We start from the raw sequence: 18,782 nt of genomic DNA, 5'->3' as shown, positions 1-18,782 counted from the left end.
TTTATTGATTTCGACGATTTCTGTTGCGAATGAATGCTGGCACTTCTACATCGAGATTTTGGCGCTGCTCTTCTACGTGAGGCGTTGCTTGTTGTTGCTCTTCTTTCGGCGGTTGTGTTTGTTGTTGTTGTGGCGCATTAGGTTCTTCCTTCACAGCATAACCAGGACGGTTGACTTGAATTGCTGGATTAGGACGATTTTGTGTTTGCGCTTGTTGTTTTGCTTGAGCTGCTTCGTCAAAACCAGTCGCGATAACCGTCACAATCAATTCTTCTTGCAAATCATCATTGATAACCGAACCGAAAATCATATTCACATCTTCATCTGACGCAGAAGATACGATTTCAGCTGCTTCTTGCACTTCATAGAGGCTCAAATTAGAACCACCAGTGATGTTCATCAGCACGCCTTTTGCACCGTCGATCGATGTTTCAAGCAGTGGAGATGAGATTGCTTTTTTCGCCGCATCTGCCGCACGATTTTCACCGGTACCAATGCCGATTCCCATCAATGCTGAACCACGATTCGTCATAATTGTTTTTACATCAGCGAAATCCAAGTTGATTAAACCAGGAACAGCAATTAAATCTGATATCCCCTGTACACCTTGACGTAAAACATTATCCGCTTCACGGAACGCTTCTAACATCGGTGTATTTTTATCAACAATTTGTAGTAAACGATCATTCGGGATCACAATCAATGTATCTACTGCTTCCTTCATTGCTTCTGTACCAATCGCTGCTTGTTTCGAACGTTTTGGACCTTCAAAACCAAATGGTCTCGTCACAACACCTACCGTTAAGGCACCCATTTCTTTTGCAATTGTCGCGATAACAGGCGCTGCGCCCGTTCCAGTTCCGCCGCCCATACCAGCCGTTACGAAAACCATGTCTGCACCTTTTAGCGCTTCTTCGATCATTTCGCGACTTTCTTCTGCTGCTTTTTTCCCAATTTCAGGAACAGCTCCCGCTCCTAGTCCACGCGTTAATTTCGTGCCTATTTGCAAGTGAACTTCAGCTTTAGAAAGATTCAAAGCTTGTGCATCCGTATTTGCTGCGACAAAATCGACACCTTGGACACCATGTTCAATCATTCGGTTGACAGCATTATTTCCGCCGCCACCGATTCCGATTACTTTAATTGTTGCTAAGCTTTCTGCACTCGTGTCAAAATCTAACATACTATTTGCCTCCTAATTTTACCTTTTTAACGAAAACACTTGCTTCTTCTAATCGAAAAATGCACCGAAGAAATTCTTCATCTTGGTGGAAACCTTCTCTTCTTCTGTTTTCTTTGGTTTTTGCTTTGGTTTTGGATACTGTTCTTCATGAATTTCTGTTGTTTCGGATGGTTCGGAATTTAAGCTTCTGCCTTCTTTTTCAGCCATTTGATAGGCATATTTTATTAAACCAACAGCAGTCGTGAAACTCGGCTCACGAACACCAATATAATCTGGAATTGCTAATCTTACATGCGCTTGAAATATTTTACCAGCGAGATCAATAGCTCCTGGAATCGCCATCGCGCCACCGGTTAACACGTAACCACCAGGCAGATGCTCTTTGCCAACGCGAGCCAGCTCTTCTAATGTTAACGTATAAATTTCTTCCATGCGAGCTTCAATAATATCGGCTACTTCTAGCTGTGTGAAATGTTGCTGTTGATCACTGCCGATAACATCGATGCCAAATGCGATATCAGCCGAAGCATCGTCGTAAAAAGCATAACCATGCTCTAATTTCACTTTTTCGGCGTTGGCTGTCGATGTATTTAGACCAAGCGACAAATCTTTCGTCACATGCTCACCACCGACTGGTAATACGGTTGTGTACGTTAATTTCCCTTGTTCAAATACACTAATTGTAGTCGTACCAGCACCAATATTGACCAGAGCCGTACCGAATTCTTTATCATCTTCTGTTAAGGAAACCGAGCCTTCTGCGAGTGGTTGAAGCACAATATCTGTAATCTCTAACCCAGCACGTTCTACGCAACGCAGCGTATTATGTAGGATCGTTTTTGAACCAGTAATAAGTGTTCCTTCCATTTCTAGACGCACACCAATCATTCCTCTTGGATTCACGCCTTCAAAGCCATCGACCACATATTGATCGGGAATCACATTGATAATTTCTCGATCAGGAGCTAGTGAAATGACCTGCGCGGAATCAATGACATTCCACACATCATCGTCCGTAATTTCGCGATTCTCACCACTAATCGCAACGACCCCGCGGCAAGCTTCTAGTCGAACTTGGCTAGAGACGATCCCAACAATTACTTGGGATACATGCACGCCCACCATCCGTTCTGCCTGTTCAATGGCTTTTTTAATCGATTCTACTGTCTTATCAATATCAACAATGACGCCTTTTTTAACTCCTTGGGACGCCACATTACCCACACCGATAATATTGAGTCTGTCATTGGCCATCTCCGCTATAATCACTTTCACAGATGATGTTCCAATATCCAAGCTTACATAAATTTCGTTTTCTCCCATTTATCGGCACCTCCTTTATTTCATAATCTGTCTTATTTTATTTGCCTATACGCAAAAATTTAGTAGTAAGTTTTATTTGAAAGTTTAGTTTAATGGTTGGTGTTTGTCCTTCGAGATTCCCCTCTCCAGCAAACATAATAGTAGAAGATAAAAGGTACACTATTCAATCAACACATATCTACAGTCTACACCAAGAAGCATGCTAATAAAAGCACAAAGGATATTTTTCAGCAACTTTTTAGCTTTTCTTTAAATTCAACGCAAAAAGAGGAACGTGTATTCTTATCCAACAAGCGATTATGTGTTAAATCATACGTTTCATCCTGAGTTTCTTTGTAGTATAATTATCAATTTTTCTTATCTAGCGCGGCTTGTTCTTCTTTATTTTTTAAATAAGTGCGGAAATAAGAACCAATTTCTAAATCGATGATACCTTTTTGATCTTCTTTTAATTGCGCGACGATAGATGGATAGTGTGCCATTTTTTCAGCGAAGGTCGAGATTGTTGCCGAGACTTGGTTTCCATCGTTCATATAGAGACTAATATGCTCATCGTCACTTTTTGTTGGTGCAAAATGAATCTCTGAAATCGATAGCAGAACGCCTTCTGGTAGTTGGTTGAGCTGTGATACCATGTCTTCTAACACTCGCCCATTTTTGAAACCGCTAAAAATAGGGTTATTTCCAATTGGGAATTGCTTTGGCTGTGTCGTGAGTAGCTTACCTGTTTCTAAAATATCGAAATACTGACCGTTCTTTTCTTGATAGCCTATCGTTTTATTTTCTGTAATATGGACGCGTAGTGTGTTTAGCCCTTGCAGCTCGATTGTTGCTTCTTTAATCAACGGATTTTTCTCTAGTGCATCAATGCTTCGCGACTTATTTATCCCAAAAACGAATGCTTCTAGATTTAAATCACCTTCTGTCAAAATGGTTTTCTCATCGACTTGATGATTTCCATCGACATAGATACGCTGGACTTTACTTAGTGGTGAAAGAAAATAGAGCGTAATTAAAATGAGAAGAACGAAGATACTAATTAGAATCGACATATGACGAATTAGTTTCTTTTTGCGATATTTTTTTAGTTCTGGAATTCTGCTTTCGATAGAAACTATCTTTTTATTATTCGCCATGTGGTCGTCCTCCTCATCTGTTTTATTTGTTGATTATGTCGTAGATTGCATCTACAAGCTTGTCTGCCGCATCAGGAACACCTAATTGCTTAGCTTCATATTGCATTTTTGCTAATTTTTCAGGGCTCCCCATGATTGTATCGATTTCATCTAGTAAGCGCACGGGCGATAAATCGGACTCTGCGATAACGGATGCTGCGGCTTTTTTAGCCAATGATTCTGCATTTTTTGCTTGGTGGTTCGCTGTCACATATGGGCTTGGAATTAAGATACTCGGTACGCCTAGTGCTGTCAGTTCTGCGAGCGATGTGGCCCCGGCTCTTGATACGACTAAGGTACTGACGTTAAGTACTTTTGGCATGTCGTAGATGAACGGCTGAATGCTAATATTATTATTTAGCTCCATACCTGCTAGCTTTTCTTTGATTTTCTCAAAATGGGCATCACCGGTAACATAAAGTAGCTGATAACTGCGCTTACCGATTTTGGCAAGATTGGCTTCAACGGCTTCGTTAATTCCTCGGGCACCGCGGCTACCTCCGAAAACAAGGACTGTTGGCTTGTCTTGTTCTAAGCCATATTCCGTTAAAACATCCCCTGATTCGATACCTACAACTTCTGATGCTCGCGGGTTACCTGTGAAAACAACTTTTTCAGCAGCGAAAGAATCGCTCACTTCTTCAAAGCAAATCGCGACACGGTCAGCATAACGACTTAAAAATTTATTCGTCAGACCAGCCACACTATTTTGTTCATGAATGAGTGTTGGGATATTGAGTTTCGCCGCCGCATACACGACAGGTCCACACACATAACCGCCTGTACCGATAACCGCATCGGGTTTGAAGGCGCGAATCAATGCTTTGCTACGCGTCACACCTTTGAAAAAGCGCGTCACTGTTTTGACGTTCTCAAAGGATAGCGCGCGTTTAAAGCCTGTGATTTCGATTGCTTCAAAAGGAATTCCTTCACGCCTTACGATGGTTGATTCGAGCCCCTTTTCAGTCCCAATATAGAGGAATTCGGCTTCAGGGTCTCTTTTTTTTATTGCTCGGATTAGCGCAAGGGCTGGATAAATATGTCCGCCCGTTCCGCCACCGCTTATAACAAATTTCATTTTTCCACCTCATCTGGCAATTCTTCGATGGCATCCATAAAGGCACGGCCTCGAACTTCGAACGTTCTGTATTGATCCCAACTTGCGCATGCTGGTGACAGTAAAATGATATCGCCTGGATTGGATAGCTCGTAAGCAAGCGGCACAGCAGCAGTCACATCATGTACACGGTGCACATCCACGCCTGCTTCTTTACCAACACGGCCTACTTTTTCAGCCGTTTCGCCAAAAGTAATCAATGTTTTCACGTTCTTGAAAAATGGTTTGAGTTCATCGAATTCGATACCTCGATCAAGCCCACCAGCCAGAAGCACCACTGGTTTATTAAAACCGCTAAGCGCGCTCTGGGTTGCCAAAATATTCGTTGCCTTGGAATCGTTGTAAAATTTGCGGCCGTTTAGTTCTTTGACAAACTGCGTCCGGTGTTCTACGCCCTTGAACGTTTCCAGCACCTGCATGATTTGCTCGTTACTCACCTCGCAGATTTTAGCGACTGCGATGGAGGCAAGAATATTTTCTAAATTATGTTCGCCTGGGAGTAAGATGTCATCACGCTTACCAATAATTTCATCGTAAAACATGATATTACCATCTTTGACATACGCACCTTCGCCCAATTTTTGCGTTGGTGAGAACGGGATGACTTTCGCTTTTGTACGCTTCGTCATATTCCGTAATTCATCTTGATCCCAGTTGATAACTAAGAATTCATTTTTTGTTTGATTTTCTTGGATGCGCCATTTCGCTTTTACGTAATCCTCACGTGTTTTATGATAATCGATATGCGCCTCATAAATATTCGTGATGACCGCGATTTTCGGGCAAAACGTGCGAATCCCCATCAGTTGGAACGAGGAAAGCTCCATCGCGATATATTGATCCGCCGTCGCTTTTTCGGCAACTTCTGAACCTGGAAAACCGATGTTCCCAGCAAGTAGTGATTTATTTGGTGTCATTTCATTTAGCATATGGTGCACGATGGTCGTCGTCGTCGTTTTCCCGTTTGTACCAGTGATACCAATGATTGGTGCATCGGAAATTTGATAGGCTAACTCGACTTCGGTAATAATCGGGATCATCAAATCTTGTGCTTTTTTAATCATCGGGTTGTCATATGGAATGCCTGGATTTTTCACGACAAGTTCGAATCCTTCGTCTAAAAGTTCCACAGGATGCGAGCCACAGATTACTTTAATTCCTTGTTCTAGCAAACCTTGTGCTTCTGGATTCTCACTAAACGGCTTTTGATCATTCACTGTCACAAAGGCGCCGAGTTTATGAAGAAGGGACGCCGCACCGACACCACTTCTCGCTAAGCCCAATACAAGTACTTTGCGATGCTTATATTGAATAATGTTTTTCATTTTTATTCCCCCAATTTCAACTCATTCCCATTTTTTACAGGATGACGAACAGTGCAATAATCGCACAGACAAGCCCCGCACCCCAGAAAGTGAAGACGATACGCCATTCTGACCAGCCGATATCGACATGCTCAAAGTGATGGTGAATCGGACTCATTTTGAATAATCTTTTTCCATTTGTAACTTTAAAATAAAAGACTTGGATGATAACCGAGGCTGTTTCAATAACGAATACGAGTCCGATTAAAAGTAGCATCCATTCTTGTTGTAGTAGAATCGAAATTGCGGCAATCGCACCACCGAGCGCTAACGATCCTGTATCCCCCATGAAAATTTTTGCCGGGTTCTTGTTGAAAAGTAGGAATCCTAGCATCGCTCCGACAATCGCTAAACAAAACATCGCTACGACATCTTGGTCTTGGAAAATCGCGATGATTCCTAATGCGCCAAAAGCAATAACAGAAAGTCCTGAAACCAAGCCATCCAAGCCATCTGTTAAATTCACAGCATTCGAGAATCCTACAAGCCAGAAAATCACGAAGATGAGGAAGAACCAACCTAGGTTAACCTCTGTTGATGTGAACGGAATCGTCAGTGTTTCCGGATAGCCATTCCAATGATAAATCACGTAGAACAAGACTGAAATAACAACTTGTCCGAGAAACTTCTGCTTCGAACGTAATCCTAAGTTTTGCTTTTTCACGACTTTAATATAATCATCTAAAAATCCTAATGCGCCAAATAATACGAGCGGAATGAGTAGTAGCAATGCTTCAGTACCAAACCAGCCGCCGATTAGCGTCATAATCACGAAACTAATAATCATCGCGAGAAGGAATACGAGGCCTCCCATTGTCGGTGTTCCTGATTTTTTCTGATGGCTTTGTGGACCTTCCTCACGAATACTTTGACCAAACTTTAATTTTTGTAAAAACGGGATAAATAAAGGTACCCCGATGACGGTAATAATGAAAGCCATCGCAAATGTTGTAACTATCCAATATAATGACACGCTTTTTCGCTCCAATCTATTTTGTATCTTTCGCTATCGTAAAATGTCTCGTTATAATATTTTTGCTAAAATGGCTTCGCGTGCTTCTTTGCGATCATCGAAATCATGAACAACATCGCCAATGATTTGATACGTTTCATGCCCTTTTCCAGCTATCAAAATAACATCTTCGGGATTAGCCTGTTGCACCGCAAAACGAATGGCGTCATGTCGGTGTTCTTTCACCGTATACGCCGCGTCAGGCACGCCAGCTAGCATATCCTCAATAATCTGCATCGGCACTTCCGTCCGCGGGTTATCCGATGTGAAAATTGGGTCTGTCGCGTACTTCACAGCGATTTGAGCCATCTGCGGGCGCTTCCCTTTATCACGATCACCACCACAACCGACGACAACAAAAATGCGTCCTGTAGCGAATTCCGTCACCGTTTTTAATACATTTTCCAAACCATCTGGTGTGTGCGCGTAGTCCACAATGACCGGGAACTGCTGCCCAGCATCAACGAGTTCAAAACGTCCCGCTACACCTTGCACTTTCTCAAGGGATCCGATAATTTCTGGAATCGTGTATGGCGCTTCATTTGTCGCATAAACCGTCGCGATCGCAGCGAGTGCATTATACACATTAAATTTGCCAATCAATTTCAGCTGCACTTGGAAAACCTCATCTTGAAAATGAAGCTGGAATCCCGTCCCCTTACTACTAATCTTAATATCACTAGCTCGGAAAGACGCTTCACCATCAATGCCGTATGTCAGCAAACTCACGCCTGTCGCCTCGATCATCATTTTGGCATGAGGGTCATCCGCATTAATGATCGCCGCTTTCGAAGAGCCACCATAGCCATTTCCGAGTTGGGCGAACAATAAGCTTTTCGCGTGGGCATATTCCTCCATCGTTTTATGATAATCCAAATGATCCTGTGACAAGTTCGTAAATACCGCTATATCATATTCGGAACCATAGACACGACCTTGCACAAGCGCATGCGAGGACACCTCCATAATCGCCGTCGTCACTTCCTGATTACGCATTTGCCGAAACGTCTTTTGCAACGTCAAACTGTCCGGCGTCGTGTTTTTCGTTTCCAAAATCTCCGCGCCAATTTTGCGATACATCGTACCAATCAAACCTGTCGTCACGGCGTTATCCGCTAAAATGAACTCCACTAAGTGGCTCACCGTCGTCTTACCGTTTGTTCCCGTAATCCCAATCAAATTCATTTCCGTCGTTGGATATGTGTAAAAAGCCGCGGCAAGCATCGCCATCGCCCGTTTCCCGTCCTGTACCAAAATGACCGGTATCGTAATATCCGAAAGCATCCGCTCCGCTACAATCGCAACTGCGCCCTGTTCCTGCGCCGTTTTTGCAAACGCATGTCCGTCTACCACTTCCCCGTCAATGCATACAAATAACGTACCCGCCGTCACCTGTCTGCTGTCCTGCTCGACACTTTTCACTTCTATATGTAGCGTATCTTCCTCGGTTTGCACCAGCTGGCTGTAAGGAATTGCCTCTATTAGCTTCTCTAATTCCATTTCGAACGTCCCTTCCATCTCATCGCCTCCAAAGTCCAACGCAAAAAATGATATCGCAATCTCTAAAAAAACGAGTGCATATCAGCGCGCGTAACGATGACAAATCTTCTATTCTATATTAGCAAAAACAGCGGCGAAATACTAGTCTTTTAGCAATCTTTCCCCTGCTATCAAAATAGGTAGGCACATCACGCTTACGATTTCCGAAAAAGTGTGCGCCTACCCCATTTACTAATTTAATAAAGCATTTAGCCCCGTTGCCTCTTCCACCGTCGTATCCGCCGAAGTCTCTTCATTTTTCTCTACTTTCGGGACCTTATTGAAATTTGGAATTTTGTCCGGTGTCGCGAGATCAATCGTCACCTGCGACTTATCATTGAGTACCGATCCCGCAGAAAGGCTCTGCTTCAACACATAGCCATCTCCATTGACTTTAAAAGGAACACCCGTTATTTCCGAGACTTTGAGCATGTCATTCTTCGCCCAATCCTTCATGTCCGGAATTGTCATGTCGCCTTCTGTCATCAAAATAACCCGTTGTCCTTCCAAAATTTTCTCGCCAGCTAGCGGCAACTGTTGCACAATTTTCTTGCCGTTCCCAATGACGACTGGAATCAATTTCTTCGCTTCTAATTCTTTCTTCGCAACGTCTGGCGTCTTACCAGCCATCGATGTCATCTCAACGGTTTTCAGCTTGGCCGTATCCGCCGATTTAATATTCAAATACTGCAAACTGTTTTTCATCACCGGGTTAAAAATTTCCGACACCGCTTTTCCGCCCGTCTCCGTTCCAGATAATTGCGGCTGTTGCATCGTCACGTACATCACAAGCTCCGGATCTTTCGCTGGTGCCATGCCCATGAAGGAGAAAATATAATTATCATTCCCCGTCATATAGCCACCACCATCCGGATTCGGAATCTGTGATGTTCCAGTTTTCCCAGCAATATCATAGCCATCAATCGCGTATAATTTCCCTGTTCCAACCTTGCCCGTAATAACATTTCGCAACTCTTCACGCGTCTGTTTCGCCGTTGCCGCGCTGATTGGTTTCCCAGTTGTGACCGTCTTCGTTTCCGTCACTTTACCAGTATTCGGATCGACAATTTTTGACACAACATACGGCTGTTTCATCGTACCATCACTCGCAATCGCCGTCGCACCTTGAAGCATTTGCATCATCGTTACCGTTGTTCCTTGACCGAAAACCGTTGTCACCTGCTCGATTCTCCGATCAAATAGAATTTTACCCGTCGCTTCATTCGGAAGATCGATACCCGTTTTTGCACCAAAGCCAAAGTTTTGCAAATACGTTTTGAATTTATCCGGTCCCATACCAGCTAGAAGTTTCGCAAAAGCAACGTTACTCGAACGCTCAACCCCTTCACGATACGTAATCGAGCCCCAACCAACACCAGCATTATGGTCATGAATCGGGATGTTCCCAACGTTATACGTCCCTGATTGATAGTATGCATTCGGATGATATACACCTAAATCAATTGCTGAGGCGAGCGAAAATATCTTCATAACCGAACCAGGCTCGTACGTAATCTCAACTGGCAAATTCGCCCATTGGTCCGTCAAACCTTCCTTCGTCGTCGGGTTAAACGTGTCCCGCTGACTCATCGCCAAAATCTCGCCCGTTTTCGGATTCATCACAACCGCCATCATATTTTTCGGATTATATTTCGCATCCACCGTATTTAGCGTATCCTCCAAAAACGTCTGAATCTTCTTATCAAGCGTCAAATAAATATCTTGCCCATCTTGCGCCTCTTTCACCACACTCTTCGCATTCGGCAAAATGTAACCATATTTATCCGCATCATAATTAATCGAACCATTTTTACCAGTCAAAATATCATTATACGCCTTCTCAATACCCATTTTACCGATTAATTTCGAAATGCCATCCTTGCCAGTTTCTTGCTGCGCATAACCAATCAGATGGGAGGCAAAAACGCCATTCGGATAAAATCGTTCCGCCTGCTTCGTGAACACCAATCCCGGTAATTTCGACGCTTCAATCTTATCCTTCACTTCCGCCGATAAATTCTTACCCGCTTTTCCAAACTCGACTTGGAAGATATCTTTCTTTTGCAGTTTTTTCAAAATATCCGCTTCTTTCATTGGCAAATATTTCGCTAAAACGGCTGCCGTTTCTTCTTTTTCCACCACATGATGCGGATTTTTCGGGTCCACCGTCTGCTTCGGATCGAGCACCGCCGCCAACGTATAAGAAGCAGTGTCCTTAGCAATCACTTCGCCCTTTTGATCTAAAATAGAGCCGCGATTTGCTTCAATGACACTGCTTCGTAAATGCTGTTTAGCCGCTTTGGCCGCAAGTGGAACGCCGTTAACATCGCCAACGACTTGCATGTAAAAGAAGCGTCCGATAACCGACAGAAAAATAACTCCAAAGATGATAAAAAGAACCAGGGCGCCTCGTCTCATGTTTCCTACTCGTTTTTTCATTTACCTTCCACTACCTTCACATTATCTGGATCAAGCTTCAATCCAAGTTCTTTCGCTTTTTCCCATACGCGTTCATAACGGCTAAGATCCGCCACTTCTGCTGACAAATCCTCATTCGCCTTCACTTGTTTATCCACATCTGCCTGTTTCTCTTGAATGCCTTGGTTCACACTATATACTTGCGCTTGTACATGAATAATTTTGAAAGCAAATACCGCAATAACGATAATAAATACAGAGGCGATTAATTTCTCACCCAACGTTATTTTACCACGTTTTAAAATTTGTTTTTTAGGTTGTGGTTGCGGCGCTTCCCTATGTACGCGTTTCGGTTCCGCATTCGTTTTGTAGGCTACATTGTTACTCATCTACTTCACTCCTACTTCCTAAATATTCCGTTCTATCACTCTAAGTTTTGCTGAGCGTGCACGGTTGTTCGCTGCCAGTTCTTCCTCAGACGGCAAAATCGGTTTTCTTGTTACTAACTTCATTTTTGGCTTATACTCATCTGGAATAATCGGTAACCCTGGCGGCAGTTCTGGCCCCTTGGCTTCCTCTGTAAACATTTGTTTTGTAATTCTGTCTTCTAAAGAATGGAATGTAATCACGCTGATTCGTCCGCCGGGTTTCAGTAAATCCATCGCCTCTTTCAGCGAATCCTCCACTGCCCCTAACTCGTCATTCACTGCAATCCGAATCGCTTGGAAAACCCGTTTTGCCGGATGTCCACCTTTTCGCCTTGCTGGTGCTGGAATCGCGGCTTTAATCGCATCCACTAATTCCCCAGTCGTCTCAATTGGAGCCACTTCACGCCTACGCTCAATCTCACGCGCCACTTGCTTCGAAAATTTCTCCTCACCATAACGGAAAAAAATACGCACAAGATCCTCGTAACGCCAATCATTCACGACATCCCGTGCCGTAAGTTCTGCCTCTTGATCCATTCTCATATCTAGCGGTGCATCTTGATGATAACTAAATCCTCGTTCCCGTTCATCTAGTTGTGGTGACGAAACACCCAAATCATACAAAATTCCATCCACTTCCGTAATCCCAACTTCTAGCAATGCTTCCTTAATATATCTAAAGTTGCTTTTGATAAACGTGACCTGTCCTTCGTATTCTTGTAATCGCTCTTTGGCGTGAGCGAGCGCCTTGTTATCTTGGTCAAACGCGAATAAATGTCCTGCGCTTGAAAGCTGGCTTAATAAGTAAGAACTGTGCCCTGCACCACCTAGCGTACAGTCCACATACACACCATCCGGTTTTATATTCAAGCTATCAACGGTTTCTTTTAATAATACTGTCTCATGTTGGAACATCTTTGTGCCCCTCCTCTTTTTAAATATCAAAGCCAATCATATTTTCGGCAATATCGGCGAACGAATCTTCGGCTTCATCAAAGAATTTATCCCATTCCGACTTGCTCCAAATTTCAATACGACTTGCGACCCCGACAATCACCGTCTCTTTCTCGAGTTCCGCATAGCTTGTTAAATTGGACGGAATATTAATCCGGCCCTGCTTATCAAGCTCACATTCCGAAGCTCCAGAAAAGAAAAAACGGGTAAAAGAACGAGCATCTTTTTTAGTCAGTGGGAGTGTCTGGATCTTCTCTTCCACTTTCGTCCACTCATCAAGCGGATAAGCAAAAAGACATTTATCAAGCCCTCGGGTAATGACAAATTGATCCCCTAATTGTTCACGGAATTTAGATGGCACGATTAAACGGCCCTTTATATCAATGTTATGTTGATATTCGCCCATGAACATAGTCCATCCCCACTTTCTTATAGACAACTTTACCACAACTCCCCACTTCGTACCACCATAAACTAAAAAAAAGCGTAAAAAAGAGCTGCCTCACAAAAAACAAGCACCTCAATCCATGTTATAGAGCCATTTTATCATCCTAAAAAAATGTGGGTGTTAGTGGGGCATATAGTAAAAAAGATAACAAAAAATAACCCCACAAACTGTAGAAAAACTATATATCACGCAAAACCTAGCCGTTTCTCCAAACCTCAGCGTGTTGTTGGCGTCCTTCGATATGAAATGAGTTAGTACTCCAATATGCAGAGAAAGCTAATTTATCCGCTATCCATCTATGTCCAGTTTCTAAGCAAAAGTGAGTACGCGAGCATCGGAATGAAACTTTTAACAACGAAAATAGGCGTTTGTCGACACGCTAAAGCACATTTTAAGCTCCAGTTAATCTCTAGTTTATCTTTATATGGCATAATTAGACTAAAGAGGAGGTTATCTGATGGCAAAATTAATTATCATACTCATGGCATTCACACTCACAGCCTGCTCGAATGCCCACACAGAACAACCAACCGCAAAAACACCAGAAACCGCGACTAAAAAAGAAACGGAGGAGAAAACTGTGACAAAAAATATGGCAAATTTAAATCAAGAACTACTTAAAGCAACGGAAGCCGACGATATCCAACAACTGAAATCCCTATTACAACAAGGCGCACAGGTTGACACAGTCAATACTCACGGCGAAAGCGGGTTACTCGTTGCCACGCACGCAAACAATATTCCGATGGCAAAACTATTTCTCCAATACGGCGCTAACGTCAATTTGCAAGATAAAATAAAAGATAGCTCCTTCTTATACGCTGGTGCAGAAGGCCGGACGGAGATTTTAAAATTAATGATTTCGCATAACCCCGACTATACGCTAACCAACCGTTTTGGAGGAACCGCACTGATTCCAGCCGCCGAAAAAGGTCATCTCGCCAACGTTCGACTACTTTTAGCCGAAACCGATATCGATGTGAATCACGTCAATAACCCAGGCTGGACGGCACTTTTAGAAGCTATCGTGCTTTCTGATGGTGGCAAAACGCAACAGCAAATCGTCCAAGCACTACTTGAAAACGGCGCTGACCCGAACATCGCAGACTCAAATGGCGTCACACCTCTTGCACACGCGAAACAGCAAGGCTATCAAGTTATCGCCGATTTACTAACAACTCATGGCGCAAAATAACGCAAAAAAAGAAGAGAAATCTACCGAAATTGATTCTATCGGTCGTGTCTCTTCTTTTTCCTATTCCTGTTTCACTGTCCTCGTTGTCGGTTTAAGCGCCCAGAATGTCAGCACCACACCAACAAATCCGCACAATAAGATGAATAAAGCCATACCATACTTCCCAATATACGGCGAAAACATCAAACTTCCGGCTCCGATTAATTTTCCGATTTGAAAAACAAAGCCGTTAAAAGCCATGTAAGTCCCGCGCATCGCATCATCTACAATATCCGCCAGAATCGTCTGCCGTGTTGGCACATAAAGTAACTCCCCAACAGATAAAATAACCGTGGCACCAAAAAGTATCCAAACACTATCCGTAAGCGCACACACCGCAAATCCGAATGCAAAAATCATAAAACCAACATACATCCACTTTTGCAAATTACGATCTCGAACCCATTTTGCAATCGGGGCTGTAAAAAGCACAATCATCAACGTGTTGACTAATGTCAAAATACTGACCAACTTTACACCATCAAAAGGTATATTTCCTAGCCAGCCAAAATGGTACATCATCGGCGGAAACACATCAGCTAGCCTTACCGAAATAAAATTATTACGTTGGAACTCGATCGATAATACCGCGATTCCTCCCGCCGTGAACCATAGAAAACGCGCATCATACAAAATTTTCCGATAACTTCGAAACAAACTTCTTATCCCCGCATCGCTAGACACATCCTTGTCCCCACGCTCCAATGTTTCTGTAATCAGCCTAATCGTCAACCACGTTGTCACAAGCGACATCACAAGCAAACCGATGAGCAGTTCAAATAAGTAACTCTGGAAAAACCAGCCACCAATGACGACACCCATCATCACTGATAAATTATTTGCCCAGTAATTAATGGAATACATGTAAGCCCGCTCCTCTCGCGTACTCACATCAATCAACATCGCGTCACTTGCAGGAATTGTAAAACCTTGTGACACCGCAATCAAAAGTAACGCTACGAATGTCAGCCACGGGGACACCATCCAAGGCGAATTCACGAACAACATCAGCGCAAACGCCCCAACTTTCACCCATTCTCCCCAAACCATCAATGTTCGCCGTCCGATATGATCCGCCAAATGCCCGCCATAAATACTTGCCATAAACTGCACAGCGATATTAATCATCAGCAAAATACCAGCGACACCAATATTAATCTCCTTCGCAAAATAAATCGCCATGAACGGAAATACCATCGAACCAATCAGCTTGCTTAAAAACGAAATACCAATCCGCGCTTTTATATTTGGATGCAATGTACGAAACATTGACTTCACCTCCTAAACATAGTATAACTAGTTTTAAAAAGGAGAAAAAGGGATAATATCATATATTTTTGTCCCCTTTTATATTATAAGGAGGTTCTACCATGCGTGATCTAGCCTATTACGATATGCGTGCTTTTTTATTGGAAAGACAAATAGATAACACAGCCACATTCCGCCTGAACGAACTAGCTGAAAAATGGGAATGCAGCGACAAAAACGTCAAGCGAAAACTAAAAAAATATCAAGAACTCGAATTTTGCCATTATCAACCTGGTCGTGGACGGGGCAATGCGTCGAAAATAACATTCACACAGAGCTTCCAGTCAGAAATCGAGGACTTTATACGTAACGCAGTAGAGCAAGAAAATCTAGATAAACTGCTCACCCTTTTGCAGCTAGATATTCCACGCGAATGGTTTAGCGCCGTGTCCTCCGAAATGAACGAACTATTTGGACTTCATACCGAAAAAGGCGATCAAGATATATTGCGCCTCGTCATTGCACGCCCTTTTAGCATCCTTGATCCACTTCATACGTCGATTAATATGGAGAGCTCCCTGCTACTTCAGCTCGGCGACCCGCTCGTTCGTTTTGACACGACAACCAACACCGTTATGCCCTGTATCGCGCATCATTGGAAAGCCGAGAATAACAGCACCATTTGGACATTTTACATTCGAAAAGGCATTCGTTTTCATCACGGTAGGACATTGACGAGCACCGATATTCGCCACACCCTTGAAAAAGCGATGCAAAAAGGAACTGTGACCCATTGGTATCTAACGGATATCACACGAATCGAGCTCCTATCTGAAACTAAAATCACGATTCATCTCCGTAAACCAAATCCTTTCTTCATTCGCTACCTTTGTTTAGGAAATCTTGTCATCCTGCCGCACGACACCCCATTTGACGAATATAAATGGATCAGCACTGGTGCCTTCCAATTAGCACAAAGAAGTTCTCAAAAACTAGTTTTAGAAGCATTCGATTCCCATTTCCTAGAACGTCCGTTTCTCGATCGTATTGAGTTCTGGCTCGTGAAGGACCAGACGAACCCTGTCATCACTGTCACAAATATGGGAAATACTGATAATCCAGACTATACAGATCACGCAACGAAAGATTATGGCGTCAATATCGTTACGTTTAATTTCAAGCATTGCGCTTTTGCACATCATCCCGCATTCCGCGAAGCCTTTTACCACCTGCTCGATCCCCAGAAAATGCTCCGTGACCTAGAAAATCATGAGGAGTCCGAGGCTTCCAGCTACTTTTTTCATAAATCTAGCGCACAACAAAGGGATGCAAGCAAAATTCAAACATTACTTAAAAGTGCTCATTATAGCGGTGAAACATTGCGATTTGCGATTCTGTCACACATAAAAACCATTCACCAGGGCCAATGGATTGTCGCGCAGGCAGCCAAATTTGGCATTTCACTCGACTTGCATATTATCGATATCAGCTCTGAATTTTATCAAACAAGCCACTGGGAAGATATTGATATTAGCATGGGCGCCGATGTCCCAAGCAGTGATATTGAGGTGGCTTTCATGGATTTTTACGGAAACCCTAATCTGGCGCCACAACGTTTTTTGGCAAAAAAAGAGCTCCAGCAAATAGAGGAGCTACTACATCAAGCGCGGCAATGCACTCGATTCAGTGATCGCGATCATTTTTACGACCAGATAGAGAGCTTCGTGCGCGATAATCACCTATTTCTTTTCTTAGAACATCTCACGAAACATCAATTCATCCATGCCACCATACAGACCGAAGACAAACATCTATACGGTCACTTAAACTTGAAAAAGCTATGGATTGACTAAAAAACTAATACGATACTTTTCACAATACCTATCACGAACAGTAGTAAATACAAAATTGCAAAAGCAAAGAAACAAATGCGCCAGTAACCACGGATTACTTTGCGAAAATTAATATCTCCTTGCGACTTGGCGTATAACGCAACAAATAGAATGCCAATCAAGAATAATAGCAACAGAATATACAATAAAAATGACTGATCAAATAACACAATCATGAAAAAATGATCCGCTAAAATCAGGAAAAACGTCGTCACATCTGCGCTCCGTTTCACCGCTTTTGGCGTTCTCTTTGTCATATGCTGCGTCACCATGAAAGTCACTGTAAAAATAAGTACTGGGGCGATGATAACAAGCGCCGTCATATTCGTTAACCAACTCACTGTAAGTATTCTCCTTCTAGCCCTTTCACTAGGCCGTATAATGTTTCTGAAATCGGCGCTACCTTTCCCTGTTCCCGAGCGAGCGTCACTACAGCTCCCGAAATACTCGCAATCTCCGTCTGCCGCTTCTCTCGCACATCCGTCGCCATTGAGGAATAATTAGCCGATGTCGCTGTACATATCGCAGTCACTTTCTCTAGCGCGTCCTCACGATGCAAGACGTCTGCCACTTCTCGCGTTAGGTTTTCTAACAGGCCATACCAGTATTCATTATGTAGCAAAGCACCATTTGGCACGCCTAGAACGGCTGTCAACGGATTAATTACCGCATTCGCCAATAACTTATTATAAACCATTTCTTCAAAATCCGCTTGTTCTAAAAAAAGAAAATCTGGATTAGCCGTCAGCACAGTCCGTAAGTTCGAGTTCGCCTTGCCTTGATACACAGCCCAATTTGTTTGACCCACACCACGCCATACTACTGTTGTCGCATCCATTTTTCCAGCGCCGTGCTCACATGTTCCGATTAGGATTGTTTTTTGTGGCAGGCTAGGGAGCTGCGCTAAATGAGCTATACCGTTTTGTAAGAATAAAAGCGGGATGTTTGCAGGTACCTTCCTAAGGGTTTCCATCACATTTTCCAGCTGGTAAGATTTCACGGTTATGATGACGAAATCCACGGTTGTGAAGTCAGCGTTACAAAGCGGGGTTGCGTGAACATTGATATGGGTCTTTGTATTATCGGAAACAAGGGTTATACCGTCTTTTTTTTCGATAATATCCGCTTGCTTCTTTGTGCGTGTGTAAAGCGTCACATTAGCTCGCAGTAAACCTGCATATAAGAGTCCTAATGCGCCTGCTCCAATAATACCTACTCGGTAAGTCATGTCGTTCACTCCTCTTGTATAGCTTGACTCTATTTTAGCAAAATTTGTAGGGGTTTGCATTTTTGAGGATAGTGGCGGTGTTTGGTTTGGTGGGAGTCTTAGCTCAGAATTGTAAGGACACCGGGGATTGCTTGGTTGCTTTGTCGGTATGTAAATTGATGACCTAACTCAGCTAAGGACGCATCGCAAGTTCATCAACAGAAAACCCCCAGAAGATCC

At 43.1% G+C, this 18,782-nt stretch carries 16 protein-coding genes; 2 read left to right on the top strand and 14 right to left on the bottom strand.

The genetic code is table 11. From position 1 onward, the window contains the following. Position 1: 1 nt before the first annotated feature. The 11 genes from ftsZ to mraZ all read right to left on the bottom strand — a co-directional run bounded on the left by ftsZ (position 2) and on the right by mraZ (position 12,925). Positions 2 to 1,183: a cell division protein FtsZ gene (ftsZ, locus tag HPK16_RS00960; RefSeq protein WP_181675141.1), complete on the bottom strand. Its 1,182-nt coding sequence runs from the start codon at positions 1,181 to 1,183 to the stop codon at positions 2 to 4. A 48-nt stretch (positions 1,184 to 1,231) separates the two neighbouring features. Further along, on the bottom strand, positions 1,232 to 2,506 hold the full coding sequence (ftsA, locus tag HPK16_RS00955) for a cell division protein FtsA (RefSeq protein ID WP_181675140.1): 1,275 nt from the start codon (positions 2,504 to 2,506) through the stop codon (positions 1,232 to 1,234). A 347-nt stretch (positions 2,507 to 2,853) separates the two neighbouring features. Next, positions 2,854 to 3,642, bottom strand: a complete 789-nt coding sequence (locus HPK16_RS00950; RefSeq protein WP_181675139.1) for a cell division protein FtsQ/DivIB — start codon at positions 3,640 to 3,642, stop codon at positions 2,854 to 2,856. A 22-nt stretch (positions 3,643 to 3,664) separates the two neighbouring features. Further along, positions 3,665 to 4,759, bottom strand: a complete 1,095-nt coding sequence (murG, locus tag HPK16_RS00945; RefSeq protein ID WP_181675138.1) for an undecaprenyldiphospho-muramoylpentapeptide beta-N-acetylglucosaminyltransferase — start codon at positions 4,757 to 4,759, stop codon at positions 3,665 to 3,667. Then, a complete protein-coding gene (gene murD / locus HPK16_RS00940; protein ID WP_181675137.1) occupies positions 4,756 to 6,123 on the bottom strand; it encodes a UDP-N-acetylmuramoyl-L-alanine--D-glutamate ligase in 1,368 nt (455 codons plus the stop codon). The genes murG and murD overlap by 4 nt, the downstream gene beginning before the upstream one ends. A 34-nt stretch (positions 6,124 to 6,157) precedes the next feature. Next, positions 6,158 to 7,135 (bottom strand): phospho-N-acetylmuramoyl-pentapeptide-transferase, encoded by a 978-nt coding sequence (gene mraY, locus HPK16_RS00935; protein ID WP_181675136.1) that lies wholly within the window; start codon positions 7,133 to 7,135, stop codon positions 6,158 to 6,160. Positions 7,136 to 7,186: 51 nt separating this feature from the next. Continuing rightward, positions 7,187 to 8,674: a UDP-N-acetylmuramoyl-L-alanyl-D-glutamate--2,6-diaminopimelate ligase gene (locus tag HPK16_RS00930; RefSeq protein WP_181675334.1), complete on the bottom strand. Its 1,488-nt coding sequence runs from the start codon at positions 8,672 to 8,674 to the stop codon at positions 7,187 to 7,189. Positions 8,675 to 8,905: 231 nt separating this feature from the next. Further along, on the bottom strand, positions 8,906 to 11,152 hold the full coding sequence (locus HPK16_RS00925) for a penicillin-binding protein (protein WP_181675135.1): 2,247 nt from the start codon (positions 11,150 to 11,152) through the stop codon (positions 8,906 to 8,908). Continuing rightward, on the bottom strand, positions 11,149 to 11,520 hold the full coding sequence (gene ftsL, locus HPK16_RS00920; protein ID WP_181675134.1) for a cell division protein FtsL: 372 nt from the start codon (positions 11,518 to 11,520) through the stop codon (positions 11,149 to 11,151). Before ftsL ends, HPK16_RS00925 begins: the two co-directional genes overlap by 4 nt. 18 nt (positions 11,521 to 11,538) lie before the next feature. Then, entirely contained in the window at positions 11,539 to 12,474 is a 936-nt protein-coding gene (gene rsmH / locus HPK16_RS00915) for a 16S rRNA (cytosine(1402)-N(4))-methyltransferase RsmH (RefSeq protein ID WP_181675133.1), read from the bottom strand. Positions 12,475 to 12,493: 19 nt separating this feature from the next. Beyond that, entirely contained in the window at positions 12,494 to 12,925 is a 432-nt protein-coding gene (gene mraZ / locus HPK16_RS00910; protein WP_181675333.1) for a division/cell wall cluster transcriptional repressor MraZ, read from the bottom strand. Positions 12,926 to 13,418: 493 nt separating this feature from the next. On the opposite strand from mraZ, the gene HPK16_RS00905 reads away from it, so the two are divergent. Then, positions 13,419 to 14,156 carry an ankyrin repeat domain-containing protein gene (locus tag HPK16_RS00905; RefSeq protein ID WP_425487903.1) on the top strand — a complete coding sequence of 246 codons (738 nt, stop codon included), beginning with the start codon at positions 13,419 to 13,421 and terminating at the stop codon, positions 14,154 to 14,156. A 60-nt stretch (positions 14,157 to 14,216) separates the two neighbouring features. Here the strand turns inward: HPK16_RS00905 and HPK16_RS00900 are convergent, their stop codons facing one another. Further along, a complete protein-coding gene (locus tag HPK16_RS00900; protein ID WP_181675132.1) occupies positions 14,217 to 15,464 on the bottom strand; it encodes an MDR family MFS transporter in 1,248 nt (415 codons plus the stop codon). 101 nt (positions 15,465 to 15,565) lie between these two features. Between HPK16_RS00900 and HPK16_RS00895 the strand changes: the two genes are divergently transcribed. Next, the gene (locus HPK16_RS00895) at positions 15,566 to 17,296 is read left to right on the top strand and encodes an ABC transporter substrate-binding protein (RefSeq protein WP_181675131.1); all 1,731 of its coding nucleotides are present in this window, start codon (positions 15,566 to 15,568) and stop codon (positions 17,294 to 17,296) included. Here HPK16_RS00895 and HPK16_RS00890 read toward each other — a convergent pair. Next, a complete protein-coding gene (locus HPK16_RS00890; RefSeq protein WP_181675331.1) occupies positions 17,293 to 17,658 on the bottom strand; it encodes a DUF3397 domain-containing protein in 366 nt (121 codons plus the stop codon). The two genes, HPK16_RS00895 and HPK16_RS00890, sit on opposite strands and share 4 nt — an antisense overlap. Positions 17,659 to 17,672: 14 nt before the next feature. Next, a complete protein-coding gene (locus tag HPK16_RS00885) occupies positions 17,673 to 18,563 on the bottom strand; it encodes a 2-dehydropantoate 2-reductase (RefSeq protein WP_181675130.1) in 891 nt (296 codons plus the stop codon). Between the last annotated feature and the right edge of the window lie 219 nt (positions 18,564 to 18,782).

The organism is Paenilisteria rustica (genome assembly GCF_013820765.1).
In the GTDB taxonomy this organism is placed as follows: Bacteria; Bacillota; Bacilli; order Lactobacillales; family Listeriaceae; genus Listeria_A; species Listeria_A rustica.
The sequence above is the reverse complement of the archived record's forward strand: the minus strand, read 5'-3'. Positions and strand labels throughout refer to the sequence as shown.

Bases quoted from the DNA above. Each gene is read 5' to 3' on its own strand.
- ftsZ (WP_181675141.1), bottom strand. From the start codon at position 1,183: ATGTTAGATTTTGACACGAGTGCAGAAAGCTTAGCAACAATTAAAGTA.
- ftsA (WP_181675140.1), bottom strand. From the start codon at position 2,506: ATGGGAGAAAACGAAATTTATGTAAGCTTGGATATTGGAACATCATCT.
- HPK16_RS00950 (WP_181675139.1), bottom strand. From the start codon at position 3,642: ATGGCGAATAATAAAAAGATAGTTTCTATCGAAAGCAGAATTCCAGAA.
- murG (WP_181675138.1), bottom strand. From the start codon at position 4,759: ATGAAATTTGTTATAAGCGGTGGCGGAACGGGCGGACATATTTATCCA.
- murD (WP_181675137.1), bottom strand. From the start codon at position 6,123: ATGAAAAACATTATTCAATATAAGCATCGCAAAGTACTTGTATTGGGC.
- HPK16_RS00930 (WP_181675334.1), bottom strand. From the start codon at position 8,674: ATGGAATTAGAGAAGCTAATAGAGGCAATTCCTTACAGCCAGCTGGTG.
- HPK16_RS00925 (WP_181675135.1), bottom strand. From the start codon at position 11,152: ATGAAAAAACGAGTAGGAAACATGAGACGAGGCGCCCTGGTTCTTTTT.
- ftsL (WP_181675134.1), bottom strand. From the start codon at position 11,520: ATGAGTAACAATGTAGCCTACAAAACGAATGCGGAACCGAAACGCGTA.
- rsmH (WP_181675133.1), bottom strand. From the start codon at position 12,474: ATGTTCCAACATGAGACAGTATTATTAAAAGAAACCGTTGATAGCTTG.
- mraZ (WP_181675333.1), bottom strand. From the start codon at position 12,925: ATGTTCATGGGCGAATATCAACATAACATTGATATAAAGGGCCGTTTA.
- HPK16_RS00905 (WP_425487903.1), top strand. From the start codon at position 13,419: ATGGCAAAATTAATTATCATACTCATGGCATTCACACTCACAGCCTGC.
- HPK16_RS00900 (WP_181675132.1), bottom strand. From the start codon at position 15,464: ATGTTTCGTACATTGCATCCAAATATAAAAGCGCGGATTGGTATTTCG.
- HPK16_RS00895 (WP_181675131.1), top strand. From the start codon at position 15,566: ATGCGTGATCTAGCCTATTACGATATGCGTGCTTTTTTATTGGAAAGA.
- HPK16_RS00890 (WP_181675331.1), bottom strand. From the start codon at position 17,658: ATGACGGCGCTTGTTATCATCGCCCCAGTACTTATTTTTACAGTGACT.
- HPK16_RS00885 (WP_181675130.1), bottom strand. From the start codon at position 18,563: ATGACTTACCGAGTAGGTATTATTGGAGCAGGCGCATTAGGACTCTTA.